At 64.0% G+C, this 24,155-nt stretch carries 22 protein-coding genes and 2 tRNA genes; 14 read left to right on the plus strand and 10 right to left on the minus strand.

What is annotated here, in order from left to right; all coding sequences use genetic code 11:
• Positions 1–325 precede the first annotated feature (325 nt).
• The 3 genes from ACKFR8_RS09540 to ACKFR8_RS09550 are packed head-to-tail and all read right to left on the minus strand — an operon-like array spanning position 326 to position 2,353.
• Complete coding sequence (locus tag ACKFR8_RS09540) at positions 326–745, minus strand: molybdenum cofactor biosynthesis protein MoaE (protein ID WP_306508170.1); 420 nt, start codon at positions 743–745, stop codon at positions 326–328.
• The gene (locus tag ACKFR8_RS09545) at positions 735–1,205 is read right to left on the minus strand and encodes a MogA/MoaB family molybdenum cofactor biosynthesis protein (protein ID WP_306508171.1); all 471 of its coding nucleotides are present in this window, start codon (positions 1,203–1,205) and stop codon (positions 735–737) included. Before ACKFR8_RS09545 ends, ACKFR8_RS09540 begins: the two co-directional genes overlap by 11 nt.
• Entirely contained in the window at positions 1,202–2,353 is a 1,152-nt protein-coding gene (locus ACKFR8_RS09550) for a molybdopterin molybdotransferase MoeA (RefSeq protein WP_408929905.1), read from the minus strand. The genes ACKFR8_RS09545 and ACKFR8_RS09550 overlap by 4 nt, the downstream gene beginning before the upstream one ends.
• A gap of 40 nt (positions 2,354–2,393) precedes the next feature.
• Here ACKFR8_RS09550 and ACKFR8_RS09555 point away from each other — a divergent pair, with 40 nt between their 5' ends.
• A complete protein-coding gene (locus tag ACKFR8_RS09555; RefSeq protein WP_408929906.1) occupies positions 2,394–2,648 on the plus strand; it encodes a MoaD/ThiS family protein in 255 nt (84 codons plus the stop codon).
• 8 nt (positions 2,649–2,656) lie between these two features.
• On the opposite strand, the gene hisC is transcribed toward ACKFR8_RS09555, so the two are convergent.
• The 3 genes from hisC to ACKFR8_RS09570 are packed head-to-tail and all read right to left on the minus strand — an operon-like array spanning position 2,657 to position 6,822.
• Positions 2,657–3,727, minus strand: a complete 1,071-nt coding sequence (gene hisC / locus ACKFR8_RS09560) for a histidinol-phosphate transaminase (protein ID WP_408929907.1) — start codon at positions 3,725–3,727, stop codon at positions 2,657–2,659.
• Between the two features lie 10 nt (positions 3,728–3,737).
• A complete protein-coding gene (locus ACKFR8_RS09565; RefSeq protein ID WP_408929908.1) occupies positions 3,738–5,417 on the minus strand; it encodes an alpha-keto acid decarboxylase family protein in 1,680 nt (559 codons plus the stop codon).
• A gap of 13 nt (positions 5,418–5,430) precedes the next feature.
• Entirely contained in the window at positions 5,431–6,822 is a 1,392-nt protein-coding gene (locus ACKFR8_RS09570; RefSeq protein ID WP_408929909.1) for an amino acid permease, read from the minus strand.
• 113 nt (positions 6,823–6,935) lie between these two features.
• On the opposite strand from ACKFR8_RS09570, the gene ACKFR8_RS09575 reads away from it, so the two are divergent.
• Together ACKFR8_RS09575 and ACKFR8_RS09580 are read left to right on the plus strand one after the other, a co-directional pair.
• On the plus strand, positions 6,936–8,072 hold the full coding sequence (locus tag ACKFR8_RS09575; RefSeq protein WP_408929910.1) for a PucR family transcriptional regulator: 1,137 nt from the start codon (positions 6,936–6,938) through the stop codon (positions 8,070–8,072).
• A 64-nt stretch (positions 8,073–8,136) separates the two neighbouring features.
• Positions 8,137–8,225: transfer RNA gene (locus ACKFR8_RS09580), tRNA-Ser, on the plus strand.
• A gap of 151 nt (positions 8,226–8,376) precedes the next feature.
• Here ACKFR8_RS09580 and ACKFR8_RS09585 read toward each other — a convergent pair.
• Together ACKFR8_RS09585 and ACKFR8_RS09590 are read right to left on the minus strand one after the other, a co-directional pair.
• A complete protein-coding gene (locus ACKFR8_RS09585) occupies positions 8,377–8,769 on the minus strand; it encodes an NUDIX hydrolase (RefSeq protein ID WP_408929911.1) in 393 nt (130 codons plus the stop codon).
• Positions 8,770–8,789: 20 nt separating this feature from the next.
• Positions 8,790–9,974 carry an Nramp family divalent metal transporter gene (locus ACKFR8_RS09590; RefSeq protein WP_408929912.1) on the minus strand — a complete coding sequence of 395 codons (1,185 nt, stop codon included), beginning with the start codon at positions 9,972–9,974 and terminating at the stop codon, positions 8,790–8,792.
• 174 nt (positions 9,975–10,148) lie between these two features.
• Here ACKFR8_RS09590 and ACKFR8_RS09595 point away from each other — a divergent pair, with 174 nt between their 5' ends.
• The 6 genes from ACKFR8_RS09595 to ACKFR8_RS09620 all read left to right on the plus strand — a co-directional run bounded on the left by ACKFR8_RS09595 (position 10,149) and on the right by ACKFR8_RS09620 (position 17,618).
• Positions 10,149–12,713, plus strand: coding sequence for a YhgE/Pip domain-containing protein (locus ACKFR8_RS09595; protein WP_042528832.1), 2,565 nt, complete (start codon positions 10,149–10,151; stop codon positions 12,711–12,713).
• On the plus strand, positions 12,713–14,761 hold the full coding sequence (locus tag ACKFR8_RS09600; protein ID WP_408929913.1) for a YhgE/Pip family protein: 2,049 nt from the start codon (positions 12,713–12,715) through the stop codon (positions 14,759–14,761). Before ACKFR8_RS09595 ends, ACKFR8_RS09600 begins: the two co-directional genes overlap by 1 nt.
• 96 nt (positions 14,762–14,857) lie before the next feature.
• The gene (locus tag ACKFR8_RS09605; RefSeq protein WP_408929914.1) at positions 14,858–16,237 is read left to right on the plus strand and encodes a TrkH family potassium uptake protein; all 1,380 of its coding nucleotides are present in this window, start codon (positions 14,858–14,860) and stop codon (positions 16,235–16,237) included.
• Positions 16,230–16,922, plus strand: coding sequence for a potassium channel family protein (locus ACKFR8_RS09610; protein WP_408929915.1), 693 nt, complete (start codon positions 16,230–16,232; stop codon positions 16,920–16,922). The genes ACKFR8_RS09605 and ACKFR8_RS09610 overlap by 8 nt, the downstream gene beginning before the upstream one ends.
• A gap of 43 nt (positions 16,923–16,965) precedes the next feature.
• The gene (locus ACKFR8_RS09615) at positions 16,966–17,328 is read left to right on the plus strand and encodes a YidH family protein (protein WP_239181282.1); all 363 of its coding nucleotides are present in this window, start codon (positions 16,966–16,968) and stop codon (positions 17,326–17,328) included.
• Positions 17,325–17,618, plus strand: a complete 294-nt coding sequence (locus ACKFR8_RS09620; protein WP_042528845.1) for a DUF202 domain-containing protein — start codon at positions 17,325–17,327, stop codon at positions 17,616–17,618. Before ACKFR8_RS09615 ends, ACKFR8_RS09620 begins: the two co-directional genes overlap by 4 nt.
• 123 nt (positions 17,619–17,741) lie before the next feature.
• Here ACKFR8_RS09620 and ACKFR8_RS09625 read toward each other — a convergent pair whose 3' ends face one another.
• A complete protein-coding gene (locus ACKFR8_RS09625; protein WP_296134895.1) occupies positions 17,742–18,650 on the minus strand; it encodes a DUF559 domain-containing protein in 909 nt (302 codons plus the stop codon).
• A 351-nt stretch (positions 18,651–19,001) separates the two neighbouring features.
• Here ACKFR8_RS09625 and ACKFR8_RS09630 point away from each other — a divergent pair, with 351 nt between their 5' ends.
• From ACKFR8_RS09630 to ACKFR8_RS09645, 4 genes are all read left to right on the plus strand, one after another.
• Complete coding sequence (locus ACKFR8_RS09630; RefSeq protein ID WP_408929916.1) at positions 19,002–20,576, plus strand: SLC13 family permease; 1,575 nt, start codon at positions 19,002–19,004, stop codon at positions 20,574–20,576.
• A 188-nt stretch (positions 20,577–20,764) separates the two neighbouring features.
• Positions 20,765–20,840 (plus strand) — tRNA-Arg (locus ACKFR8_RS09635).
• 222 nt (positions 20,841–21,062) lie between these two features.
• Complete coding sequence (locus ACKFR8_RS09640) at positions 21,063–21,674, plus strand: DUF433 domain-containing protein (RefSeq protein WP_070744462.1); 612 nt, start codon at positions 21,063–21,065, stop codon at positions 21,672–21,674.
• The gene (locus tag ACKFR8_RS09645) at positions 21,671–22,096 is read left to right on the plus strand and encodes a hypothetical protein (RefSeq protein WP_144791693.1); all 426 of its coding nucleotides are present in this window, start codon (positions 21,671–21,673) and stop codon (positions 22,094–22,096) included. Before ACKFR8_RS09640 ends, ACKFR8_RS09645 begins: the two co-directional genes overlap by 4 nt.
• Before the next feature lie 8 nt (positions 22,097–22,104).
• Here the strand turns inward: ACKFR8_RS09645 and ACKFR8_RS09650 are convergent, their stop codons facing one another.
• On the minus strand, positions 22,105–23,283 hold the full coding sequence (locus ACKFR8_RS09650; protein ID WP_408929917.1) for a tyrosine-type recombinase/integrase: 1,179 nt from the start codon (positions 23,281–23,283) through the stop codon (positions 22,105–22,107).
• Between the two features lie 131 nt (positions 23,284–23,414).
• Here ACKFR8_RS09650 and ACKFR8_RS09655 point away from each other — a divergent pair, with 131 nt between their 5' ends.
• Positions 23,415–24,116, plus strand: coding sequence for a type 1 glutamine amidotransferase domain-containing protein (locus ACKFR8_RS09655; protein ID WP_408929918.1), 702 nt, complete (start codon positions 23,415–23,417; stop codon positions 24,114–24,116).
• Positions 24,117–24,155: the final 39 nt, after the last annotated feature.

The raw sequence follows: 24,155 nt of genomic DNA on the forward strand, positions 1-24,155 counted from the left end.
TAAAGGATCATTCTTGCTTCTGGGATAGGCGCTGCTGGCGGCGCACTAGGAGCTGGAGTCGGCTCATGGATAGGAGACCACGGTATCTGCGGTAATAATAGAGATCTCATTGCTCGCGTTGATAATGCTGTTTCTTGGCTCCCCTACGGCCCGACCATGAGCTCTCATCAAACGTACCGCCGCGCATAGCAGCGCATTTTAAAGTTGAGTTCCTACACCTAAAGGGAATAATCGGGGAACCCAGCTTTCGATGTGGTCGCCAATTTACCAAAACATCTATCTCAATTTCCCGCCCATACCGAATTCCGACAGTGCATACGACTGTTCATTCCAAGCCTACCCACGTGGTGGTGTCATCGGTGTGGAGTTGTTCCTTCCAGATGGGGACTTCCGCCTTGACACGGTCCGCGCAAGTTGAGGCTGCCTCGAAGGCGTCCTTGCGGTGTGCGGAGGAAGCGGCGACGATGAAGGCGGACTCGCCAATTTCTAGTGTTCCAGTCCGGTGCGCGCACCACAGGCGCACGGCGGGAAAGGCGGCGGCGACGTCAGCGGCCACTCGCTCGATCTCTTCTTGGGCGCTGGGGTGCGCGGTGTAGGTCAGGAGTTTGACCCCGCGGCCGGAGTCGTGGTTGCGCACGATGCCGTCGAATACAACGACAGCACCCGTTTCCGCGGTGGCGATGTCGGGGGCAGTGATGGGCTCAGCGCTGATGTGGGCGCCGAGTAGGCCGAAATCAGTGCTCATGAATGCCTTCCAACTGGTTGATGATGTGGTGAAGAACTGGTTCGAGTACCGCGCAGCCGTCCTTGGCCGCGCCCGTGGAGCCGGGCAGGGCCATGGCGAAAGTGGTGTTGGAGACGCCAGCAACGGTACGCGAGAGCGCCGCGGTGGGGATGGCGGCGGAGCGCGCGTAGAAGGCGTGGGCCAGGCCGGGGAGCTCGCGCTCGAGGTGCGGGGTGAGCGCTTCGACGGTGCGGTCATCCGGTGTGATGCCCGTGCCGCCGGAGGTGAGGATGACGGAGGGGGCATCGGCGAAGGCGGTGGCCAAGGCGGAGTCGATGTCGGCGTCAGCGACGACGGTGGGATCCGGGGTAGCGAAGCCTTGCTCACGCAGGAAGTTCACCAAGATAGGGCCGGAACGGTCCTCGTACTCGCCGGCGGCGGCGCGGGTCGAGGCAACGATAACGAGTGCAGTGCGGGTCATGACAGCGGGAACACCTCCACGAGGTCGCCGGCTGAAAGTTGCGAGCCGGCGGGGATACGAATAAGGGCTGTTGCGCCGATGGCCTGGGACATCAGGTGGGAGCTGGTGCCGCCGAGGAAGGAAACCTGGGCTGTGCCGTCGGACATGCTGATAGTTCCGCGGCGGAATTGTTCGCGGTTGTTAAGTCCATCCGCGGACTCAGCAAGATGTGCGTGAAAAGGAGCCGGCGCGTGGCCAAGCAGAGGAGCCAAGTAGAGGCGGAAGCTCACCAGGGTGGAAATGGGGTTGCCGGGGAAGCAGACTACGGGGACCTCGCCAAGGCGGGAGAGGCCCTGCGGGCCGCCGGGCTGCTGCGCCACGTGGCGGAACCAACCGTCTTCCTCGAAGATTTGGCGGATGACCTCGAATTTTCCGTGGGAGATGCCGCCGGAAGTAACGATGACATCGGGGCGGTGGGTGATGACTGCTTCGGCGAGGTCCGCGCGCAGGGCAGCGGGATTGTCGTTCGTGCGCACGAAGCCGGCTACGTCGATGCCGTACTGCGTGGCCAGGGCGGCAAGCATGGGCGCATTGGAATCAGGGATGGTTGCCTCGCCGCCGCCGCCGATTTCAGCGCCGCCGGTGCAGATGAGGATGCGGGCGGGAGCGAAGGTGAGGACCTCGGTGAGGCCCTGGGACGCGAGGGTGGCGATGGAGGGGGCGTCGAGAAGCGCGTGCTCGTTGATGAGGGTTGTGCCGGCCTGGACGTCGGAGCCCGCCCGGCGGATGAACTGCTCACGGGCTGCCGGCACGGTGACGGTAGCGCCTTCTTTCGGGAAGTGTGGGGGCTCGCAGTGCTCGACGGGGACGATGGTGGCGGTGCCCGCGGGAACTTTGGCGCCGGTCATAATGGGCAGGGCGGTGCCGTCCGTGAGCTCACCAGGAACGTCTCCCGCCGCAATGGTGCGGCCCACGGTGAAGGTTCCGCCGTCACACGTGGGCAGCGCGTAGCCGTCCATCTGCGAGTTATCAAAGGGCGGCAGGTCCGCCTCCGCGCGGTAGGTGGCCGCAGCGTGGCGGCCGAAAGCGCTGGTCAGCGGAGTGGAGACCGCCTGGGGCTGCGGAAGAGCCGCGCGAACGGCGGCGAGGTGCTCCTCATAAGTCCGCATCAAGTTCCTTCCTGTCACAGAGGCTGGCATAGTAGCAGCCATGGTTGATGTTCACTATTTTGCCGCAGCCCGCGCCGCCGCGGGGCGCGCGCAGGACACCGTGGAGGCGGCGACGTTGGGCGAGTTGCTGAACGTGCTGCGTGACCGCCATACCGGCAGCACCGAGGCCGGCATGAGCTTTGCGGAGGTGCTGGAGCGCTGCACCTTCTTGGTGGATGGTGCGAGCGCTTCAGAGGACGCCGTGCTTTCCGGCGCCTCCCGCGTCGACGTCCTCCCGCCCTTCGCCGGCGGCTAGATCCTGGCTTAGGCCTTTGGGGTCTCTGCTGCTCCGAAGGCGGCGTCCCATGCCTTGAGCAGGGTTTCAGTCTCCTCTGCCGTGGTGACGGTGACTCGCACGCCCTCGGGGAAGGCGCGGACCAGGACGTCGTGCTGCGCGAGCTTTTCGGCCACCTCCTGCGGGGAGCCCAGCTTCGCAATGGAGTCTGCAGCAAACCAGATGTGGTTGGCTTGCGACTCCGGCACACCGAAGTCCGCGAAGTGCTTGACCAGGCGATCGCGCTGCTCCACGGTCTCATCGGTGCGCTCCCGCAGCTCCTTCTGGGAGGCCAGCGAGGCCAGGGCGCCGACCTGTGCCACCGAGTTCACCGAGAAGGGGATGGCCACCTTGCTGAGTGCGGCGATGATTTCCTCATTGCCGAAGGCGTAGCCCAGGCGGATGCCGGCCAAGCCGTAAGCCTTGGAGAAGGTGCGCAGGCCAATGACGTTGTCGTGCGTGTGGACGTAGTCCGTGGCCAGCGGAATGGCATCATTTCGGTTGTACTCAATGTAGGCCTCATCGAGTGCCACGATGATGTTCTCCGGAACCTTGGCCAGGAAGGCGTCAAACTCCTCCTTGGTGATGATGGAGCCAGTCGGGTTGTTCGGGTTGCACACGAAAATCAACCGGGTCTTCTCCGTGATTGCTGCCGCCATGGCGTCTAGGTCCACGCGGTGGTCCGCGGTGAGCGGCACCTTGACCGGGTTGGCGCCCACGACCTGCGCGAAGATGGGATAAGCCTCGAAGGAGCGCCACGGGAAGATGACCTCATCACCCGGCACGGAGGTGATTTCCACCAGCTCCTGGCAGATGGCCGAAGACCCCGCGCCGGTGGTGACCTGCTCCGGGGTAACACCGAGGTTCTCCGCCAAGGCCTTGCGGATTTCTACCGCGCCCATGTCTGGGTAGCGGTTGACGTGTGCCACGGCGGCCTCCATGGCCTTCAACGCGCCGGGCAGCGGCTCCTGGGTGGCCTCGTTGGAGGACAGCTTCAGGGCGGTCTCGGAATTCTTTCCGGGCACGTAGACGGGCAGGGACGAAAGATCTGAACGAATCATGGTGTTCACCTTAGGCGTTGCGCGGGCCACGCGGCCCGAAATCAAAGTCGGCGGTCTGAGGGCCAAAGGCCTGCAGGCCCTTCGGCGCGTCGAAAGCATCAAGGCGCACCTCCAGGAAGGCGCCGCGCTCCGGGTGAGCAGCGATGTCCTCCAGGGCCTTCGCTAGTTCGCCCTCGGTGGCGGCGGTGTAGGACTCCATCGTGGTGTCCTGCAGGAAGGCCTTGGGCAGCGCGGTGTAGTCCCACTGCTGAATCTCGTTGTACTCGCGCTCCATGCCGAGGATGAAGCGCTCGATGGTGTAGCCATCGTTGTTGACCAGCACAATGATGGGTTTCAAGTCTTGGCGCAGGATGGTGGACAGCTCCTGCGCGGTGAGCTGGAAGGAGCCATCACCGATGAAGAGGACGTGGCGGCGCGCCGGGTTCGCCAGCTGCGAGCCGAGCACGCACGGCAGGGTAAAACCGATGGAACCCCAGATCGTGGAGTTGATGTACTGCACGCCCTCCGGCATGCGCTGCTGGCCCAGGCCGATGTTGGAGGTGCCGGCTTCGGCGATGACCACGTCATCCTCCTGAATGAAACCCAGCATCTGCGGCCAGATGCGCTCCTGGGTGAGCGCGGCGTCAGGGTTCGGCTCAAAGGGCTCGGGTTCGAACGCGGTGCTTGCCGACGTCTCGGGAGTCGCCTCCGGGATGCGGTCCAGGAAGACGTCGAGAAGCTCCAGCGTCTGAATGCCCACGAAGTACTCACCGTCGGCGTTGAGGTGCTGGTCACCGAAGTTGTAGACGTGGGCGTTCGCCAGGTTATGGGTGAAAGAACCGGAGTTGACCTCGATGAAGCGCGGGTTCGTGGTGACCAGGAAGTCGGAGTTCTCAATGCGCTCCTGCACGCCCGGGGCGGACGCGGCGCCGTTGTAGGTGCCGATGAACAGCGGGTGGCGCTCCGACAGGATGGCCTTGCCGGAGGAGAGCTGGGAGTAGGGCAGCTGGGCCTTGTCGATGATGGCGCGGAACTTCTCCGTGAAGCCGTGGCGGTTGGTGTCCTGGTCGATGAGGATGATGGGGTCCTGGGCCTTGGACAGGTGCTCCAGCACGTAGTCGGCGGCGGCGGCAAGGCGCTCCGGATCGGAGGGGGCCAGCTCGGTGGAGAAGGGCTCATCCGGCACCTCGACGGTGAGGTGGGTAATGTCGGAGGGAATCTGGATGTGCACCGGGCGCTTCTCGCGCAGGCAGGCGTGCAGGGCGCGGTCGAATTCCTCCACCACGTTCATGGGCGATACGCGGGTGGCCACCTCCGTGAAGGGGGCGATGGAGTCGAGCATGTTGCCAAAGTCGCCGTCGGCAAGCGAGTGGTGCAGGTTCCACCGGAACTCCGTGGCGTACTGCGGTGGTGCGCCCGCCAGCGACACCAGCGGGACGTGCTCGGCGCGGGCACCGGCGATGCCGTTGAGGGCGGAGAGCTCGCCCACGCCATACGTGGTGAGCAGGCAGCCCACGCCCTTCTGGCGGGCATAGCCATCCGCGGCATAGGCGGCGTTGAGCTCGTTGCAGGCGCCGACGAAGCGGATGCCCTCGGCGGCCTCGATCTGCTCGAGGAAGCTCAAGTTGAAGTCACCGGGCACGCCGATGATCTCCGTAATACCGATGGCCTTGAGGCGGTCCAGGATGAAATCACCGATGGTGGTCTGCATGGAGGAGTCCTTTCTATTTGTTTCGGGCGTCGTGGCGCTTCTTGCCCAGCCAGATGAGAGCCAGGGTCACAATCCACAAGGGTAGGACGATGGCGCCGGTGCGGTAGTCCGGAAGCATAAACATGAGGACAACCACGAGCGCGAAGAACGCTAGGCACAGGTAGTTCGCCACGGGGTAGAGAGGCGCGCGGAAGGCGGCATCCGGGCAGCGCTTGCGGAACTTGAGGTGCGCTACGGCGATGGCGGACCAGGAGATGAGCTCCGCGCCCACGATGATGGCCATGAGGACGATGAGGATCTTGCCCTCAAAGAGGAAGTTGAGCAGCACGGCAGAGCCCATGAGCAGGGCGTTGAAGAGAAGGGCGCGGACGGGCACGCCCTTGGCGCTGACGGAATCGAAGAAAGGCGGGGCCTGGCCGCCACGGGAGAGATCCCGCAGCATGCGTGCGCCGGAGAAGGTCATGGTGTTGAACACGGAGACGGCGGCCACCAGCACGATGAGGTTGAGTCCCGTGGCCGCGGCGGTGATTCCTAGGGTGCTCAGCGCGCGCACGAAGGGCGAGGTGGAGGTATCGAGCTCGTTCCACGGGGCGAGCAGCACGATGATGCCGATGCCGCCGACGTAGAAGATGAGGATGCGCCAGATGACGTTATTGATGGCCTTGGGCAGGCTCTTGGCGGGTTCCTGGGCCTCGCCCGCGGCGGTGCCGATGGAGATGATGCCGCCGAAGGAGAAAATCACCGCGACGAGGGAGAAGAGCATGCCTGCAGAGCCGTTGGGGAAGAAGCCGCCGTGCTCGGTGATGTTGCTCAAGCCCAAGGCGGGCTCCGGGGTGAGGCCGAAGACGATGGCCGCGCCGACAACGATCATGAGGATGAGCGCGACAACCTTGATGAGGGAAAGCCAGAATTCCGCCTCGGCGAAGGCGCCGACGTGCACCAAGTTGATGGCGGTGACGATGACGAGCGCGACGAGGGCGGTGAGCCAGTGCGGGATTCCGGGGAACCAGAAGTCCATGATGGTGCCGGCAGCGGTGAGTTCCACCATGCCAACGACGATGGTGGTAAACCACCAGTTCCAGCCGGTGACAAAACCGGCGATAGGCCCGATGTACTCGCGGGCGTAGGCGCTGAAGGAGCCGGCAACGGGGTGCGCCACGGCCATCTCACCGAGCATGCGCATGATGAGGAAGATGATGAAGCCGCCGATGGCGTAGGCGGCGATAACGCCGGGACCGGCCTCCTGGATGGAGGCGCCGGAGCCCAAGAAGAGGCCCGTGCCGATGCACGAGCCGAAGGCGATCATCTGCAGGTGGCGTGACTTCATGCCGCGCTGCAGGCCGTCGTCAAGCGCGGCACTGGGTCTTGTGCCCTCCGCGCTGACGGGGGTGCTGGTGGTGGTCATGATGAGATCCTTCATCAAATAGCCGATGTGACGTGAGTCATTCTTGTGTAGGGAATTATTGCGCGCCACACTTTTGTTTGTCACTAGACAATTCGCGGAAGTATCTTTGACACATGTCGAAAGAGTCGCCTCCGCAGCTGATGAGCATCCAGAATATCGCGGACGACTGTGCGCGGATCCTGCGGCGCTCCGTGGAGGTAACCACCCCCGCCATCGCGGTGATTGCGGCGAGTGCCCAGATTGGCGCCATTGACCAGCACCGCGCCTCGTCGATTCTCCACCGCACTCCGCCGCCGGAACCCATCCCGTGGATGCTCAGCTACGGCATCCAGGACGCGGTCCTGCCGGTGCGTCTGCCGGCGAACCCTCGCTACGACATGCTGCCGCGCGTGGTCGTCCCACTGCGGCACCAGGGAAAACTCGTGGGATACCTGTGGAGCATCGACGAGCCCCCGCTGGGGGATGCCCCCGTGGTCCGCCTCGGCTCCCTCCTTACGACCCTGGCCAGGCTTATCGACGAACGCGATGCGCCCCTTGCCGCCCGCGCCCAACAGCTCGCTGAGATGACCCGCGAGGTGCTCTCCGGTGACGCGGCCGCCTTGGCGACGGCCCGCGAGCGCGATCTTCTGCCTTCGGATGGCGCGCTCACCGTGCACCGCGTGCTGATGGACGGCGACAAACGTGCGGTGGCAGTGGAGCTGGCCCGCCCACTGGCGCGCCGGCCCTTCTTGGTGGCGGACTCCCACGACTCCCTCGTGCTCATCGAATGCTCCCGGGGCGCCGAAGATACCGCCGCCGTCATGGAGGAGCTGCGCAGCGCCTGCCGCGTCGCCGGCGCGCAGGTTCTTGCGTGCGGTTCCGCGCCGACGGCCCGGCAGGCGCGGCTCATGGCGGACGTGGCCACGCTCCGCGGGGTGGAATCTATGAGCTGGGAAGATGCCGGCGCGTGGCGGCTGCTGCGCGGGTGGGAGCTGACCCCGGCCACGGTGGTGGAGATAAGCCCGGACGCCGCCGTGCTTCTCGACGACCCCCGCAACTCCTACTGGCACACCCTGCTGACCTACTTTGAGCATTCCCGCAACGTCTCTGCGACCGCCGCGGCACTCTACATTCACCGCGCCACGCTGCACTACCGCCTCGACCGCGTCCGCGAGATTCTCGGTCCCGGTGTGCTCGACGATGGCTGGCGCAGCGCGGCTCTCTACGTTGCCCTCAAGCTGCATGCGGCGCTTGAGGGGCGCGGAAGCTAGACCCCCATTTTGTTCCCGGGGGAAGCGCTCAGGTAGAGTGATGAACGATTCATTGCGAATCGCTGGAGACGTGCCAGAGCGGCCGAATGGGGCTCCCTGCTAAGGAGTTGACTTACTTGCGTAGGTCCGGAGGTTCAAATCCTCTCGTCTCCGCACACTACAGAACCCGAGTCATCGTTTCACCGGTGGCTCGGGTTCTGCGTTTTGTTGTTGGCAACGGCTTTTCCGAGGCAAGCAAGTGTATATCGATCAAATAAGCCCCGAAAATCCGCGGGATCAGGGGTCTTATTTGTAAGAAACGTACCTACCCAGCCAGCGCGGGGAAGACGTGGTCACGCAACAGATGCGCAAGCTCGCGGTCGGGTGCTGTGGGGTCGACCCAGGCGGTGTCGCCGATTTCGGCGGCGGCGTGGGGTGCGTCGGTGGTGACGGCGCGGGCGTAGGTGAAGATGGTGCCCACGACGACCTCGCCCGGCTCGTTGGCGGCGGGGGCGTCGAAGGTGCCGAGTTCGTTGAGGTTCTCGGCGTCGAGAGTAAGGCCTACTTCTTCGGCGACTTCGCGCAGGGCGGCGTCGACAAGCGCCTCGCCCTCCTCGGGCTTGCCGCCGGGCAGCTGGTACTTGGTGGAGGACTTCTTGCGCACGGTGAGGACCTGGCCCGCGGCGTTGCGGATGACGACGGCTGCGACTTCAATCATGGCTGCCGATTGTAGGCGGCCTAGAGCAGCGGCAGGACCACGAGGGCGAGGTTGAGCGCGATGACCAGCGCGGCAAGCGTCCAGCCCACGGCCATAGACCAGGGCTTCGCGGCGAACTCACCCATGACGTCCCGGGAGCCGGCGTAGCGGAAGAGCGGGATGATGGCGAAGGGGATGCCCAGGGAAAGAAGCGCCTGGCTGACCACCAGCGCCATGGTGGGGTCGACCCCGCAGGCGATGATGGCCAGTGCCGGGATGAGCGTGACCAGGCGGCGGACTAGAAGGGGGACCTTGATGTGGAGCAGGCCGTCCATGATTTCGGAGCCGGCGTAGGCGCCCACCGACGTCGAGGCGAGGCCGCTGGCCAGCAGGCCAATGGCGAAGAGAACGCCGGCCAGCGGGCCGAGGTGGCTGGCAATCGCCGCGTGCGCCCCGGAAATGGTTTCGGTGCCGTCTACGCCGTAGAGGGCCGAGCCCGCCAGGACCAGCAGGCCCACGTTGACAAGCCCGGCGATGGACAGCGCCACGGCGATGTCCGCGCGGGTGCCGGCCAGCACGTGAGGGATTTCCAAGTCGGGGAAGCGCTGCTTGGTCAGGGAGGAGTGCAGGTAGATGGCGTGCGGCATGACGGTGGCACCCAGCATGGAGGCGGCCAGCAGGATGCTGTCCTTGCCCTCCAGGCGGGGGATGAGGCCCGCGGCCACGTCGGCAGGGTCGGGCGGGGCGATGGCAAGCCCGGCAAGGAAGCCGATGCAGATAACCAGGAGCAGGCCGATGACGAGCCCCTCGAACCACTGGTTCTTCTTCTGGAAGATGAGGAGAACGATGGACACCGCGCCGATGATGAGCGCGCCTACGAGCAGCGGGAGATCGAAGAGGAGTTGCAGAGCGATGGCGCCGCCGATGACTTCGGCGAGGTCGGTGGCTGCGGCGATGATCTCGGCCTGGGCCCACATGCCCAGGCGCGCGCGGCGGGGGAGGCGCTCGCCCATGATTTCCGGCAGGGAGCGGTGGGTGACCAGCCCCAGCTTGGCGGAGTGGTACTGGATGAACATGGCCATGAGGTTGGCCACGACGAGTACCCACACCAGGAGGTAGCCGTAGCGGGAGCCGGCGCTGATGTTGGCGGCCACGTTGCCGGGGTCGACGTAGGCCACCGCGGCAACGAAGGCGGGGCCGGTGAGGCTGATTAAGGTCTTGCGCATGAGCACCTTCGTATCAAAAGTTCAACTACTTGAAGTCTAGGTTCCAACCGTATCAAGTCAAGCCAGGGGTTTGATTCGGCAAACTATATTAAAGTTTAATTGTTAATCATTTAAATTACTTTATGTATTTCGGCAGGTTAGAGACATTGGGGTGTAAAGGGTACACTCCCTTCAGTGCGCCAAAGTTGGAAAATATTTTTAAGAGATGTAGCCAGGCTTGGCCGCGTCCCCAGGGCGTGGATCATCCTCATCGGACTCGTCATTACCCCCGCGATGTACTCCTGGGTCAACATCGCGGCCTTCCGTGATCCGTACGGGAATACCGAGAACATCAAGGTTGCCGTCGTCAACGAGGACAAGGGCGCCAATAACGACCTCACCGGTCACGTCGACGTGGGTAAACAAGTCGTCGACAAGCTGCAGGATAACCACCAGCTGGGCTGGCAGTTCTTAGGTGCCGACGAGGCAGACAAAGCCCTGCATGAGGGGGACGTCTACGCCGCGGTCACTATCCCGGAGGACTTCAGCGAGAACCTCGTGAGCATGCTCGACGGCACGTTCACCAAACCGCAGCTGGTCTACCGCGTCAACGAGAAGAACAACGCCATCGCCGTGAAGATCACGGACACCGGCGCCAAGGGTCTGGATAAGCAGATCACCGCCGCGTTCAAGGAGCAGGTGGCCACGGTTGCCGCGGAGAAGGTGAAGGACTCCGGCACGGAGTTCGAAACCAAGATCACCCGCGCCATGAACAACACCAGCACCTCCTTCGGTGAAACCGCGCAGAAAATCGACGATAGCCGCCGCAAGCTGGGGGACATCCAGGCCAAGCTCGACACCGCCTCGCAGTCCATGGGCGGGGCCAAGGGTACCGTCGCGGACGTGGAGGCCGCGCTGACCGACGCCCAAGCCGCGCTCAACGAGGTCAGCTCCCTGGTCAACCAGGCCCAGGGCGGCATCGGTGACTTCACTGACCAGTCCACCTCGGCGTTCGTCAACGGCGCCACCGCTGTTGCCGACGGCACCGCGCAGGCGCAGGAATCCATCGCGGATCTCACCGCCGGCCTGGACCAGGCGGGACAGCGCTTCGACTACGCCACCCAACAGGCCAACGGTGCCGTGGACGCCAGCGCGCAGTCCATCGCCGAGCTCAAGGCGCTGCTCAACTCCGCCACGCTCTCCCCGCAGGCCACGAAGGAGCTTGACGACGCCGTCCAGCGCCTCGAGGAGGGCAACGAATCCAACCGTCGCCTCTTGGGTAACCTGGGCGCGCTGAGCAAGGACACCCAGGCCGCCGCGGATTCCGTGAAGTCCAGCTCCGACGCAATTAACCAGGCCGCGGCCGATACCAAGGCCACGTCCCAGACCCTGCGCGATACCGTGACCTCCTCCGTGCCGGAGATCAACCGCGCGATGAGCAACCTGAGCTCCACCGCGAGCGCGCTCAGCGCCACCCTGGAAGCACAGAAGGGAACCATGCGGGAGGCCGACGGCCTCCTCGACGGCGTGTCCCAACAGCTGCTCGCCACCAAGGACACGCTGGGGGACTTCGACACCAACCTGGTCGCGCTGCAGGACAGCCTGAGGAGCATCCAGGGTGATGTCCGCTCGCTCAAGGCCACGATGAACAACAAGGTGCTGCAGAACGTCACCGGGCTCGATGCGGATGAAATCGGCCAGTTCTTCGCCGAGCCCATCGAGGTCGAGTCGGTCACGGTCTACCCGGTGGACTCCTACGGCTCCGCTATGGCGGCGCTGTTTACCAACCTCTCGCTGTGGATTGGCGCCTTCGTGCTCATGGTCATCTTCAAGGTTGAGGTGGACAAGGAGGGCTTCCGCCGCGTCACCGTGGACCAGGCCTACCTGGGTCGCTTCCTGCTCATGGCCGCCATGGTGGTCATTCAGGCCGTCGTGGTGACGGCGGGCGACATCCTCATCGGTGTCCAGACCGTCAACGCGGCCGCGTTCATCGTCACCGGCGTGCTCATCGGGCTGGCGTACCTCAGTATCATCTACGCCCTATCGACCTCCCTGGGCCACCTCGGCCGCGGCCTGTGCGTGGTGCTGGCCATCATCCAGATCCCGGGCGCATCCGGCCTGTACCCGATCGAGCTGCTGCCGGGCTTCTTCCACGCCATCTACCCGCTGCTGCCGTTCACCTACGGCATCGACGCCATGCGTGAGACCATCGGCGGCTTCTACGGCGCCCACTACTTCAAGTACATGGGCGTGCTGGCCTTCATGTTCCTTCTGTTCTTCGTGTGCGGCCTCCTGCTGCGCAAGGCCCTGTCCCACTTCAACGCGCTGTTCAACAAGGAGCTCAAGGACACCGAGCTCTTCGACTACGAGAACGTGCAGGTCATGGGCAACGGCTACCGCATCGCCGACGTCATCCAGGCGCTGGACAGCCGCAGCGGCCTCAAGCAGGACCTGGACCACCGCGACCACGATTGGAGCTACTGGCTCAAGCTCGTCGCCGTCGCCGGCGTGGTGGGGGTTATCATCCTCATCTTGGTTTCCGGCCTCCTGCCTTCCCAGAAGCCGCTGCTCCTGGGCATCTGGACCGCGTGGTGCCTGCTCATTGTGGGCGCGGCCGTCACGCTCGAGTACCTGCGCATCAGCCTGAAGCAGTCCGCGGAGCTGCTCACGCTGGATGAGGATGACATCAAGCACCCAGCCCGCAACGAGGACAACGATCTGGCCGCGGTAGCACCGGCCGAGACGGAGGGAGAGAAGTAATGCGCGGAACACTGGATCTTTTCCTCGAGGACATCCGCACGGCACGCCGCAGCGTGATGAGCATCGTCATGCTCGTTGGCCTGGTGGTCATCCCCATGCTGTTCACGTGGTTCAACGTGCTGGCCAGCTGGAATCCTTTCGACAACACCAGCCAGCTCAAGGTGGCGGTGGCCAGCGAGGACACCGGCTACGAGAGCGACCTGTTGCCCATGCCCATCAACGTGGGCGACCAGGTGCTCAACCAGTTGCGCGCCAACGACCAGCTGGACTGGGTGGTCACCACCTCCGACGAGGCTGTCGAGGGCACCAAGTCCGGCGAGTACTACGCCGCCATCGTGCTGCCGGAAAACTTCAGCGATGACATGATGACCTTCTACACTGACGGCTCGGAGCCGGCGGGGCTGTCGCTGTACACCAACGAGAAGAAGAACGCGCTGGCACCGAAGATCACCGACCAGGGCGCAGAAGGCGTGTCCGCCCAGGTGGCGGAAACCTTTACCCGCACCGTGGGCCATGTGTCCTTCGACCTCGTGGCCGGCCTGTCTGATTTCATGAGCCAGGGCGATACCAAGGCGGTCCTGGACCGCATCCAGGCCCGCGCGGACGGCGTGCAGTCCCAGCTGGACATGGGCGCGCGAACCGCCCGCTCCCTGGCGGGCCTGGTGGAGACCACGGTCCCGCTCATGGAGAGCGCGGAGAACATCGTTGGCGCCGCCAACCTGGAGCTCCCGGAGGTCCAGTCCACGTCCCTCAACGTGTCCACGGATGCGCTGCAGCAGTCCCTAGACGCGACGAAGGCCAGCTACGACGTGGTGCGTCAACGCATTGACGCGCTTTTCGACGACGCCTCGGCCTCCCGCGCCGACCGCGTTGCCACCCTCAACACGTTGGCGGACCAGGTGGACGGCACGATCGCCCAGTACCAGAACCTGCACGGCCACGTGGAGGCCCTGCCGATCCCCGCGGCGGACAAGGAGAAGGCGCTCAGCCGCATCGAGGACGCCATCGCCAACGAGCGCGCCCTGCACTCCCGCCTCGAGGCCGCGGCCAACGCCCCGGAGCCCACGAAGCCGGATCTCTCCGGCATCGACGCGGCAAAGGAGTCCATCGACGGCATCTCCACCTCCGGCCTGCGGGAATCCATTTCTGCGCTGCAGGATTCCCTGGGCCGGGTGGGCCAGGACCTGGACACCATCAATGCGCCGGTAACCATTGACTCCTCTTCCTTGACCGATGCCCAGACCGCCGTGCAGAACCTGGCGGCGAGCCTGCAGGACAAGGCCAACGAGTTCGGTGACCTGAAGAAGGACATCGATTCCGCAGTGGAATCCGGTGACCTGAAAAAGCTGGCGGATCTCATCGGCTCCGACCCGGACGCCCTGGCCAGCGCCATCGCGGCCCCGGTGGATATCGACCGCGAGGCCGTGTTCCCCGTCACCAGCTTCGGTGCGGGCATGACGCCGATGTACACCGCGCTGGCCCTGTGGGTGGGCGCGCTGCTCACCGCGGTGAGCGTGCGCACCGACGTGGTCAACAAGGACAAGTACGGACCGATCCAGCGTTACTTTGGCCGCTTCGGCATCTTCGCCGCGGTGGGACTGGTGCAGTCCACCATGCTCATCCTGGGCCTGATCTTCTTCGTGCGGATCGAGCCTGCCCACCCGTTCCTCATGCTGCTGGCCGGCTGGCTCAGCTCGGTGGTGTTCATGCTCATTGCCTATACGTTTGTGGTCTCGTTTGCGAACGCCGGCAAGGCCTTGGCGGTGCTCATGTTGGTGATCCAGGTGTCGTCGGCAGGCGGCGCGTACCCGCTGCAGGTGCTGCCGCAGTGGTTCCAGAACATCAGCCCGTGGCTGCCGGCCACCTACACCATCCGGGCCTTCCGCGCGGCCATCGCCGGCACGTACCACGGTGACTTCTGGCTGTCGCTGTTCTGCCTGCTCCTGTTCGTCCTGCCCATGCTGGCGCTGGGCGTGCTGCTGCACAAGCCGCTGGAGAAGTTCACCAACGGCTGGGTGGAAACGCTGGAGAAGACCAAGCTGATGTAGCACACCATCTGCGCAGCATTCTCACAGGTTACGGGGGTATTGGGTGGGGCGCGCACCCCTTGTACCGCGCGCCCGCGCAGGTCTAGGATTCCTCCTGTGAAACGCGGTTATTCCTCGCGGCCCCGCCTGCAAGGCCCGGCACAGCTCACAGCGGCAGGATTCCTCCTGCTCATCCTCCTAGGCACCGGCTTGCTCATGCTTCCGATTTCCGCTCACGTGCCGCAGTGGACGCCGTTCCTGCCGGCGCTGTTCACGGCGACGTCGGCAGTCTCACTCACCGGCCTCATCGTCGAGGACACCGGCTCCTACTGGACGCCCTTCGGGCAGACGGTCATCATCGTTCTCATCCAGCTGGGTGGTTTGGGCATCATGAGCATGGCATCCCTGTCCGGCATGCTGCTGACTGGCCGCATCAGCTTCAAGGCGCGCCGCACCACCGCGGCCGAGGGGCGCCCCATTGTCTCCGGCGGTATCCGGAATACGTTGCTGTTTACCTTCGCCGTGACGCTGATCTGCGAGGCGGTGGTGGCCGCCATCATCGCCATCCGCCTCGCCACCGCCCACGGCGTTCCCGCCGGCCGCGCGGTGTGGGAGGGGGTCTTCCATGCCATCTCCGCCTTCAACAACGCGGGGTTTAGCACCTACTCCGATAACCTCGTGCCCTTCGTCGGGGACGCCTGGATCCTTCTGCCGCTGGCCGCCGCGCTCATCACTGGCGGCCTGGGCTACCCCATGCTGGCGGAGCTGGCCCGCCGGGCGCGCGGCCGCATCGCGCGCTGGCGCGGCGGCCAGCCGCGCGTCTACCACATGTCCGTCACGGCCCGGATGACGTTTGCGGCCACCGCAGTCCTGCTCCTCGGCGGCATGGCATTCTTCTTCCTGTCGGAGCGCGCCGGGGTGTTGAGTGGCATGTCGGTGGGACAGCGCCTGCTCAACGCGTTCTTCATGAGCGCCTCGCCCCGCACGGCGGGTTTTAACGCCATTGACTATGGGCAGGCGCATCCCATCACGCTCATGGTCACAGACATGCTCATGTTCGTCGGTGGCGGCTCCGCCGGTACCGCCGGTGGCATCAAGGTCACCACCGCCTGCGTCCTGGTGGCGGCGATGGCCTCGGAGTTCCTGGGCCGGGAGGATACAGCGATTGGCCACCGGTGCGTGCCGCTGTCCACGTTCCGCCAGGCCCTGGCGCTGACAGCGTCGGGAATCATCCTCGTCGCCCTGGGCGTGGCCACGCTGCGCGTGTGGGATCCGGAATTCACCGCGGACCAGGTCACCTTCGAGGTCATGTCCGCCTTCGCCACGGTGGGCCTGTCCACCGGTATTACCGCCAGCTTGTCGGCGCCCTCGCAGATTATGCTGTGCCTCATCATGTACGTCGGCCGCGTCGGCCCTACCACCTTCGTGGCGGCTTTGGCCGCGCGCACGGTGAGCCTGCGCTTCCGCTACCCCGAAGAAAGGCCGTTCATTGGCTAACCTATTTGGCGCCCTGCGGCGCGAGAAGAGCTCCATCAACATCCCGCCGGTGGTCGTCGTCGGCCTCGGCCGCTTCGGCTCCTCCCTGGCCCGCGAGCTCATGGAGCACGGCGTGGAAGTCCTGGGCATCGACGCGGACGAGAAGCTCGTGCGCGAGCACGCGGCCTACCTCACCGAAGCGGTCAGCGCCGATACCACCGATGCGGAGGCCCTGCGCCAGCTGGGCGTCGACGAGGTGGAACGCGTCGTCGTGGCCATCGGCTCCGACCTAGAGGACTCCATCCTTACCGCCTCCAACCTGGTGGAGCTAGGTATTAAGGACATCTGGGCCAAGGCGGATTCGGACGCGCACGCGCGCATCCTCCGGCAGCTGGGAGTCCATCACGTCATCCGCCCGGAGCGGGAGACCGGCCGCCGCGTGGCGCACCTGCTGGGCGGGCGGTTCGAGGACTTCGCGGAGATCGCCGCTGACTATGGCGTGACGGTGATGGCCCCGCCGGCGTCGATAAGCAGCCGCCCCCTCAACCTGAATCAGGTGTGGGAGGAGCACCACGTGCAGCTCATCTCGCGCCGGGAGGGGCTGGGGGAGTGGCGCCCGCTTGCCGACGCCACCGCGCTCACCCACCACGACCTCATCGTCGTCGCGGGCAGCCCCACGGACCTGGAAGCCTTCTCGCAGTCCTAACCCTGAGAAGTACTCGGCTGCGTGTGGCGCTACAGTGGCGCGTATGACGAAGGACCGCTTCCCCCGTTCGGTGTACGGCTCCGGTGAGGAGCCCGATCCGCGCTTCAGCATGGCCAACGAGCGCACGTTCCTGGCGTGGATCCGCACCTCCCTCGCGTTCATTGCCGGTGGTGTGGCCCTGGAGACCTTCGATCTCCCGCTGAATACGACCCTGACCCGCGTCATCTCCGCCATCATGCTCGTGGTGGCCATTGTGCTCCCGGGCGTGGCCTGGCTGCACTGGGGCGCTGCGGAGCGCGCGATGCGGCACTCCCGGCCCCTGCCGGCCAGCCCCGCGATGGCGCTGGTCGTGGGCGTGGTGATTATCATCGGCGTCATGATTCTGGTGGGCGAGCTGCTGGCGTGAGTGAGCTCTATGACCCCGGCCTGCAGCCGGAACGCACCCGCCTAGCGTGGCAGCGCACGGGCCTTGCCGCCCTGGTAGCCGGCCTGCTCGTGGCGCGCTCGGCGGCGCTGTGGGCCACGGTCATCGTGGGCGTTGTCACCGCCGCGGTGCTGTGGCTGGCCACGGCGAAGCTCCGGCACGCCGATAGCGCCCTCTCCCAGGCCGCGCCGCTGCCTGGCGCCTGGGCGCTCGCCGCGGTGACCGCGGGGACGATGGTGCTGGGCGCGGTGGCGTTCATAGCGGTCTGGTAGCCCCTCCCGTTCGCAGATCCCCAGACCTGGAACCCGAAAGACGCAGGTCGGCGTCGCCCAGCGCTTGCAGACGCCCCACCACCCACCAGGGAGTTTCGGGTTCCAGGTCTGGGGGTTTGGGGTTTAGCGCAGCCGGCGCGGTCCGGCGGCGAGGTGTCGCGCGATGATGTCGATGAAAGCGTCTGGGGTATCGCGAAGCTCCTGCGGGGAGAAACGCAGCACGACGAAGCCGCGATTCAGCAGAGCCTTCTGCCGTCGGTGTTCGGCGCGAATCACCTCCTCCAGCTCGTGCTTGTACTTGACGTTGCCGTCGATTTCAATGAGCAACCAGCCGTTAATAGCCAGGTCAGCGCGGTAGTTGTCCACAAAGTATTGGGTACACAGACTGCGGATGCCAGGCAGCGCGGCTTCCAGAATCAGGGCACGGGCGTAGGACTCCCACGGCGACTCAGCATCATTGACGCTGTGCTCCACCGCGCGGCGCGCGTGGCCGACCCCCTTGACCCGGCCCATCTTCCCCAGCGCCCAGTTCAGGGAGTCTTGAGACACGCGCTGCGAGCGCACGTGATCTGCGGCGACGAGCCCCTCGGAGAAGCCATCGAAGCGCGCAATGTCGATCGCCGTGCGCGCCGGCGTGGTTAACCGCACTCCATGAACCTCGGTGACCTGGCCATGGAGGTTGGTTTGTTTGTAGCGGAAGTACTGGCGCTTGGACTTCTGGGGCACGGAGTTCGAGGGCACCGTGGCGAAGTACTCCCCAGGTGTGCGGAGCACTGGGATGCCGTGGATGCGGGCTGCGGCTTTGCCCAGGAGGATGGCGCGCGGGGCTGCACGCGCGTGGGCGTAGACCTCGGCGGTGTCGCGCTCCCAGGGCTTGAGCTCCAGCCACCGGTGGAGCGGGATGGCGTAGCACCACGTGAGTGTGTGGAACTTACCTGCGTGTATCTTGCTCCATCGCGGGTCATCGTTGTTGAGTGCGCGGAGATCGATTGCATGCGCGTCGATATAGTCAAAAATCCCCCTGTTGTGCATGGTTCATTTCTAGCGGATACTGCGGCCTGGCGCGCGGCGAACGCCTCTCACGTCCAAACCCCCAGACCTGGAACCCGAAACTTGCTGGTGGGTGGTGGGGCGTCGGCAAGCGCTAGGCGACGCCCACCTGCGTCTTTCGGGTTCCAGGTCTGGGGATCTGGAATGGGGAAGTAGCTGCAGTACATAAATCCGCCCGGTTAGGGGTGAATATAGCCGCTTAGCGGGGGTAATAGTGCGGAACTGGTTGTTTGCTGTGTGGGGTTCGATAGTCTGAGGCTGCAAGCTTATTCGGTAACCCGCATAACTTTCAGCACTAACGTGGGGCTGGCTAACCAAGAAAAGGAGGGGCAGATGACTACCCCGCACACTCACGTCTCTACCGCGCACACGGAGGGCGAGGACGACCACGGCGTTGACCGCAAAGACTGGCGCCGCATGGCGATCGGGCTCTTCGCCGGCCTGGTGCTGGCGGCCATCGTGTGGTTCATTTTCCCCAGCAACGCCGTCGATACGGTGGCGCAGTCCCCGGGTGCGAAGGAGGGGGCGGAATACTCCGAGAGCGCACTGCGCGCGGTGGCCGCGGTGACCATCCTCATGGGCGTGTGGTGGATGACGGAGGCCATCCCGCTGGCCGCCACCGCGCTGTTGCCGCTGGTCATCTTCCCGCTGGCGGGTGTGGGCACCATCAAGGAAGTCGGCGCGCCGTATGCGTCCGCCACCATCTTCCTCTTTATGGGCGGCTTCCTGATCGCCCTGGCGCTGCAGCGCTGGAACCTGCACCGCCGCTTGGCGCTCTACGTGGTGAAGGTGATTGGCACCTCGCCCAAGCGCCTGATCCTGGGCTTCATGCTGGCTACCGGCTTCTTGTCCATGTGGGTGTCCAACACCGCTACGGCCGTGGTCATGCTGCCGATTGGTACCTCGGTACTGGCGCTTACCGCGGAGACTGTGGGCGGTTGGGATAAGCAGAAGAAGTTCGCTACTGCGCTCATGCTGGGAATTGCCTACTCGGCGTCGATTGGCTCGCTCGGCACGCTCATCGGCACCCCGCCCAATGCCTTCCTCAACGCCTACATGGCGGATACCTGGGGCGTGACCTTGGGCTTTGGCCGCTGGATGGCAGTCGGCGTGCCGCTGGCGGCGACGTTCCTGCTCATTGCCTGGTTCCTGCTGATTACTATCTTCAAGCCGGAGATGAAGGAAATCCCGGGCGGGCGCGAGCTTATCGACGATGAAATCAAGGCCCTCGGCCCCTGGACCCGCCCCCAGATCATGACGGGCATTATCTTCGTCCTCGCCGCCGCGGCCTGGGTGACCCTGCCGCTGGTGCTCAAGGAGTTTGAGAACTACGACGACGCCATCGTGGGCATTGCTGCCGGCATCCTGCTGTTCATTCTCCCGGCCGATAACCAGCGCCGCATCCGCCTGTTGGACTGGGAGACCGCCAATGAAATGCCGTGGGATGTCCTTCTGCTCTTCGGCGGTGGCCTGTCCCTGTCCTCGGTATTCAACTCCTCCGGCCTGTCCCTGTGGATCGGTGAGATGGCCAAGGGGCTCAGCGTCCTGCCGGTGGTACTCATCGTGGCTGCCGTGGCGGCTCTGGTCCTCTTCCTCACGGAGATCACCTCCAACACCGCAACGGCTGCGACCTTCATCCCGATCATGGGCGGCGTCGCCGTTGGTGTGGGCCTGACTGCCGACGGCGACATCAACGTCCTCCTGCTCACCATCCCCGTCGCGTTGGCGGCAACGTGCGCGTTCATGCTCCCGGTCGCTACCCCGCCGAACGCCATCGCGTACGGCTCCGGCTACGTCAAGATTGGGGAGATGATCAAGGGCGGCTTCGGCCTCAACATCCTCGGCATCTTCCTCATCACCCTCACCGTCTACCTGCTGGCGGTGCCCATCTTCGGCCTGTCCGTTTAGCCTTCATGGCTTAGCTAAGGCAGTGCCGTGCAAGGTAAACGGCGGTTGAATTTAGATCCCGCCACTAAGGGTGAAAAACCTGCTGTGACGTGGTGATTTGTCAGTTTTCCAGAGCGTGGGTATAGTTATTCCTCGTTGCACAGCAGAGCGCACACGCTACAGCGTTACGCACTGCGAGCCAACGGACTGCGCCCGTAGCTCAACGGATAGAGCATCTGACTACGGATCAGAAGGTTGGGGGTTCGAATCCCTCCGGGCGCACCACCTAAACCCCCAGGTTAAACGGTATAAACACCGGATAGCCTGGGGGTTTCTTCGCGTTTTAGTCGACTAAAAGTAGGCCCGAGTAATCCCAGGTAAACCGAAGTGGGTGCAAACGCGGTGCAAACACCCTGCAAACAGATTGCAAACACATTTCGCGCGACAGAATCAACCCAACAATGTCAGCCCCGCGCGCTACACTGCTCATAAAAGGAGGTGATCAACTTGGGGTACAGCATCCCACTCACGGTTACGCTCACGGGCGCAACGGCTGCGCAATTGGCAGGTTGGCGTAGGAGTGAGCTTCTCATTCCCGAGGTCAGTGCGGAGAGGCCCATTGAGTACTCGTTCCGTGACCTGGTAGCGCTTCGCACCATCGCCCGTCTGCGGGCTCACACATCGCTACAGCAGATCCGAAAGGCATTCGAGTCACTCTCCGAGTTCGATATGGTTGATCACCCGTCTGAGTACCGTTTCGCCACCGACGGCAAGACGGTGAAGGTCTGGACAGAGGATGGCTTCATGGACCTGAGCGAACGCTACAAGGGGCAGTTCGAGTTCTACTCGCTCGAGGACATTTACGCACCGTTCATGAACAGGTACAACAAGCAGGTGCCAGACTTTAGGAACCCGATGCCTAATCTCTCGGTCGACCCCCGTCGAATGGGTGGCTACCCAACCATCAAGGACTCCCGCGTACCCTACAGCGACGTCGCGGAGCTTTATATGCTCGGCGAGTTGGAACCAGGAGAGATTAGCGACTTCTACCCGAACATTACCGATGAGGCTGCCCGCGATGCGCTTTCGTTCCACAATCAGGTCCAGGAGGCAGTGTGAGATTCTTTCTCGACGAATGCCTCAACCACAAAATGGACGACACGCTCAGGGCCTGGCTCAAGAAGGACGAGTTCCTCCGTTCCGGGCCGGACATCCGTTTCGGCCTCGATGACGTCTCGCTCATCAAGCGACTCGAACAGCTCGACGTCGACGTCATGATTACTAGCGACATCAAGCAAATGAGGTCTCCCGACCGAACCCTTGAGCGCGACCAATACCGGAAGAGCAACATCCACTGGGTGGGCGTTCCCCAGAGCTACGTCAAGGGCAAGGCGCGCCCATTCGTCCAAGCAGCCAACCTGTTCTCCGTAATCCACCACGTCAAAGCGCAGATTGAGCAGGCGCAAATGCCAATCGCTATCGAACTCAAGCCCGGCATCAAAGACAGCGGCGCACCAATCGCCGACACCTTCCCCATCTAGCCCCAGGCCTACCGAACAACCCGCAAATGCCGCACACCCGCGTCCTTTTCCCGCTGGGAGCGCCGGGCTTGGGCTGATTCAACGCGTTTGCGTTCTGTTTCAAGGTGCCGCTCGATGGCTTCGGCTGCTTCGTCCAGGCCCTCGTCCCAAAGGTGGCCGTAGTGCTTGAGCGTGGTCGACGCAGAAGCGTGGCCACACATGCGCTGAACGACGTAGACGTCGGCGCCGGCCGCGATGGCCATGGACACGGCGGTGTGCCGGAGCTCGTAGGTCTTAAGCGTTGTATCGACGCCGGCATCAACAAGCAGGTTCTCCCAAATCACTCGCCAGCGCGCGGTGGTCCACGCGTGGCCGTATTCGTCGGGGAGTAGCCATGCTTCGGGGTCTCGTCCCTCGGCTTCTTCGGCGAGTGTGAGCAGCATGAGTCGGGATACGGGTACGTCGCGGTGCTGGCGGGTCTTGGTCTCATCTACTCGGCCGAGGTCGTCGACGTCGCGGCGGATCATCAGCCGACGCCGCGTAACGTCGAGGTCTTTGACCTTGAGGCCCTTGGCCTCTCCGGGGCGCAGTCCGGTCTTGAGGAGGACTTCGAGCATCATTTTCACCGCTGGGTGCTTGGCGGCGAAGAGGAGGGCGTTAACTTCCTCGATTTTGAGGTAGCGGCGCTCCGCCTTGGGGATGGCGGGGGAGGGGGAGCCGTCGAGTGGATTGGCGTGGATGATCTTCATCTTCACCGCGCGCGTGAGCATGGATTTAAACATGCCGGCAATCTTGCGCTTGGCAGAGCCTCCAAGGGGCTTCGGCTCCTGGCCCTCTTTAACGCCCTTCGTTGAGGTGAGACCAGCTATCCACGCCACGACTTGGTTCTCTTGAATCTGGGAGACCTTCTTGTTTCCCCATGCGGGGCGGATGTGGGTATTCCAGTAGGAGATATAGTCCTTGCGGGACTTCTCTGAAATGTTCGCTTTCGAATCGAGCCACGGCTCCCAGAGCTCGGCCAGGGTGACGTCTTTCTTGTCTGCCGATATGAGAGTGCCATCGGACTTGTTGACGCGCACTTTGGCGTCGAAGACCTCAGCGGCCTCGTAGGTATCGAAGGTTTCGGAGGTGCGGTTTCCTTCGAGGTCGAGGTACTGGACTATCCAGTGCTTGCCGACGCCGCACCGCTTCGTCGGGACCTTTTTCATCTTCTTCCCGGTGGTGCTATCAACTTCGGTTATGTGCTTGTACCAGAGATCGCGGGGCTGACTGCACGCGTTCGAGTTTTCTGACATAGTGGGGCACCTAACCAAACCCCCGATAATAGGAGACTCGAGAAATGACTAACGCATTGTTCGTCGTCAGTGCAGCAGATGGTTGGACCCTCAAAGACGGGACTGTTCGCCCGACTGGTTACTGGGCTGAGGAACTTGCGGTTCCATACCGTCTGTTTAGTGAGGCCGGCTGGGACATCACCGTAGCAACCCCCAACGCGGTGGCGCCCACGGTGGATGAGGGAAGCCTCGGCGAGGGTGCAGGTGACCCTAAGGAACTTGAGGAGATTCGGGCTTACCTGGAGTCCATCAAGGACGTGCTCGATAACCCGAAGTCCCTCGCTGACGTCAACGAGGAAGATTTTGACCTCGTCTTTTACCCGGGTGGCCATGGTCCGATGGAGGACTTGGCTGTCGATGCTGTATCGGGTCAGCTTCTGAAGCAGCGCCTCGCTGCCGGAAAGCCCTTGGCACTGCTGTGCCATGCACCAGCGGCGCTCTTGGCAGCGAAGAACGAGGACGGTACCAACGCTTTCGCTGGCAAGAACATCACGGCTTTCTCCAACACCGAGGAAGAGTCCGCCGGTCTTGCGGAGAATGCGAAGTGGCTCCTAGAGAGCGAGCTGGTCAACGCCGGCGTTAAGTACGACAAAGCCGCAGAGGACTGGAGCTCCCACGTGGTGGTGGACGGCAACCTTTACACGGGCCAGAACCCGCAGTCCTCGGAGGAGCTGGCGAAGCGCATCCTCGCCGACCTGGACAAGTAAGCACCGAAAAATGGCGGATTGAGTCGCGGGACAAACCGA

The sequence above is a fragment of the Corynebacterium axilliensis genome (genome assembly GCF_046097495.1).
Classification (GTDB): Bacteria; Actinomycetota; Actinomycetes; order Mycobacteriales; family Mycobacteriaceae; genus Corynebacterium.

Excerpts from the sequence above, each read along its gene's own strand:
- ACKFR8_RS09540 (WP_306508170.1), bottom strand. The coding sequence starts at position 745 with ATGAGCACTGATTTCGGCCTACTCGGCGCCCACATCAGCGCTGAGCCC.
- ACKFR8_RS09545 (WP_306508171.1), bottom strand. The coding sequence starts at position 1,205 with ATGACCCGCACTGCACTCGTTATCGTTGCCTCGACCCGCGCCGCCGCC.
- ACKFR8_RS09550 (WP_408929905.1), bottom strand. The coding sequence starts at position 2,353 with ATGCGGACTTATGAGGAGCACCTCGCCGCCGTTCGCGCGGCTCTTCCG.
- ACKFR8_RS09555 (WP_408929906.1), top strand. The coding sequence starts at position 2,394 with ATGGTTGATGTTCACTATTTTGCCGCAGCCCGCGCCGCCGCGGGGCGC.
- hisC (WP_408929907.1), bottom strand. The coding sequence starts at position 3,727 with ATGATTCGTTCAGATCTTTCGTCCCTGCCCGTCTACGTGCCCGGAAAG.
- ACKFR8_RS09565 (WP_408929908.1), bottom strand. The coding sequence starts at position 5,417 with ATGCAGACCACCATCGGTGATTTCATCCTGGACCGCCTCAAGGCCATC.
- ACKFR8_RS09570 (WP_408929909.1), bottom strand. The coding sequence starts at position 6,822 with ATGACCACCACCAGCACCCCCGTCAGCGCGGAGGGCACAAGACCCAGT.
- ACKFR8_RS09575 (WP_408929910.1), top strand. The coding sequence starts at position 6,936 with ATGTCGAAAGAGTCGCCTCCGCAGCTGATGAGCATCCAGAATATCGCG.
- ACKFR8_RS09585 (WP_408929911.1), bottom strand. The coding sequence starts at position 8,769 with ATGATTGAAGTCGCAGCCGTCGTCATCCGCAACGCCGCGGGCCAGGTC.
- ACKFR8_RS09590 (WP_408929912.1), bottom strand. The coding sequence starts at position 9,974 with ATGCGCAAGACCTTAATCAGCCTCACCGGCCCCGCCTTCGTTGCCGCG.
- ACKFR8_RS09600 (WP_408929913.1), top strand. The coding sequence starts at position 12,713 with ATGCGCGGAACACTGGATCTTTTCCTCGAGGACATCCGCACGGCACGC.
- ACKFR8_RS09615 (WP_239181282.1), top strand. The coding sequence starts at position 16,966 with ATGACGAAGGACCGCTTCCCCCGTTCGGTGTACGGCTCCGGTGAGGAG.
- ACKFR8_RS09625 (WP_296134895.1), bottom strand. The coding sequence starts at position 18,650 with ATGCACAACAGGGGGATTTTTGACTATATCGACGCGCATGCAATCGAT.
- ACKFR8_RS09630 (WP_408929916.1), top strand. The coding sequence starts at position 19,002 with ATGACTACCCCGCACACTCACGTCTCTACCGCGCACACGGAGGGCGAG.
- ACKFR8_RS09650 (WP_408929917.1), bottom strand. The coding sequence starts at position 23,283 with ATGAAAAAGGTCCCGACGAAGCGGTGCGGCGTCGGCAAGCACTGGATA.
- ACKFR8_RS09655 (WP_408929918.1), top strand. The coding sequence starts at position 23,415 with ATGACTAACGCATTGTTCGTCGTCAGTGCAGCAGATGGTTGGACCCTC.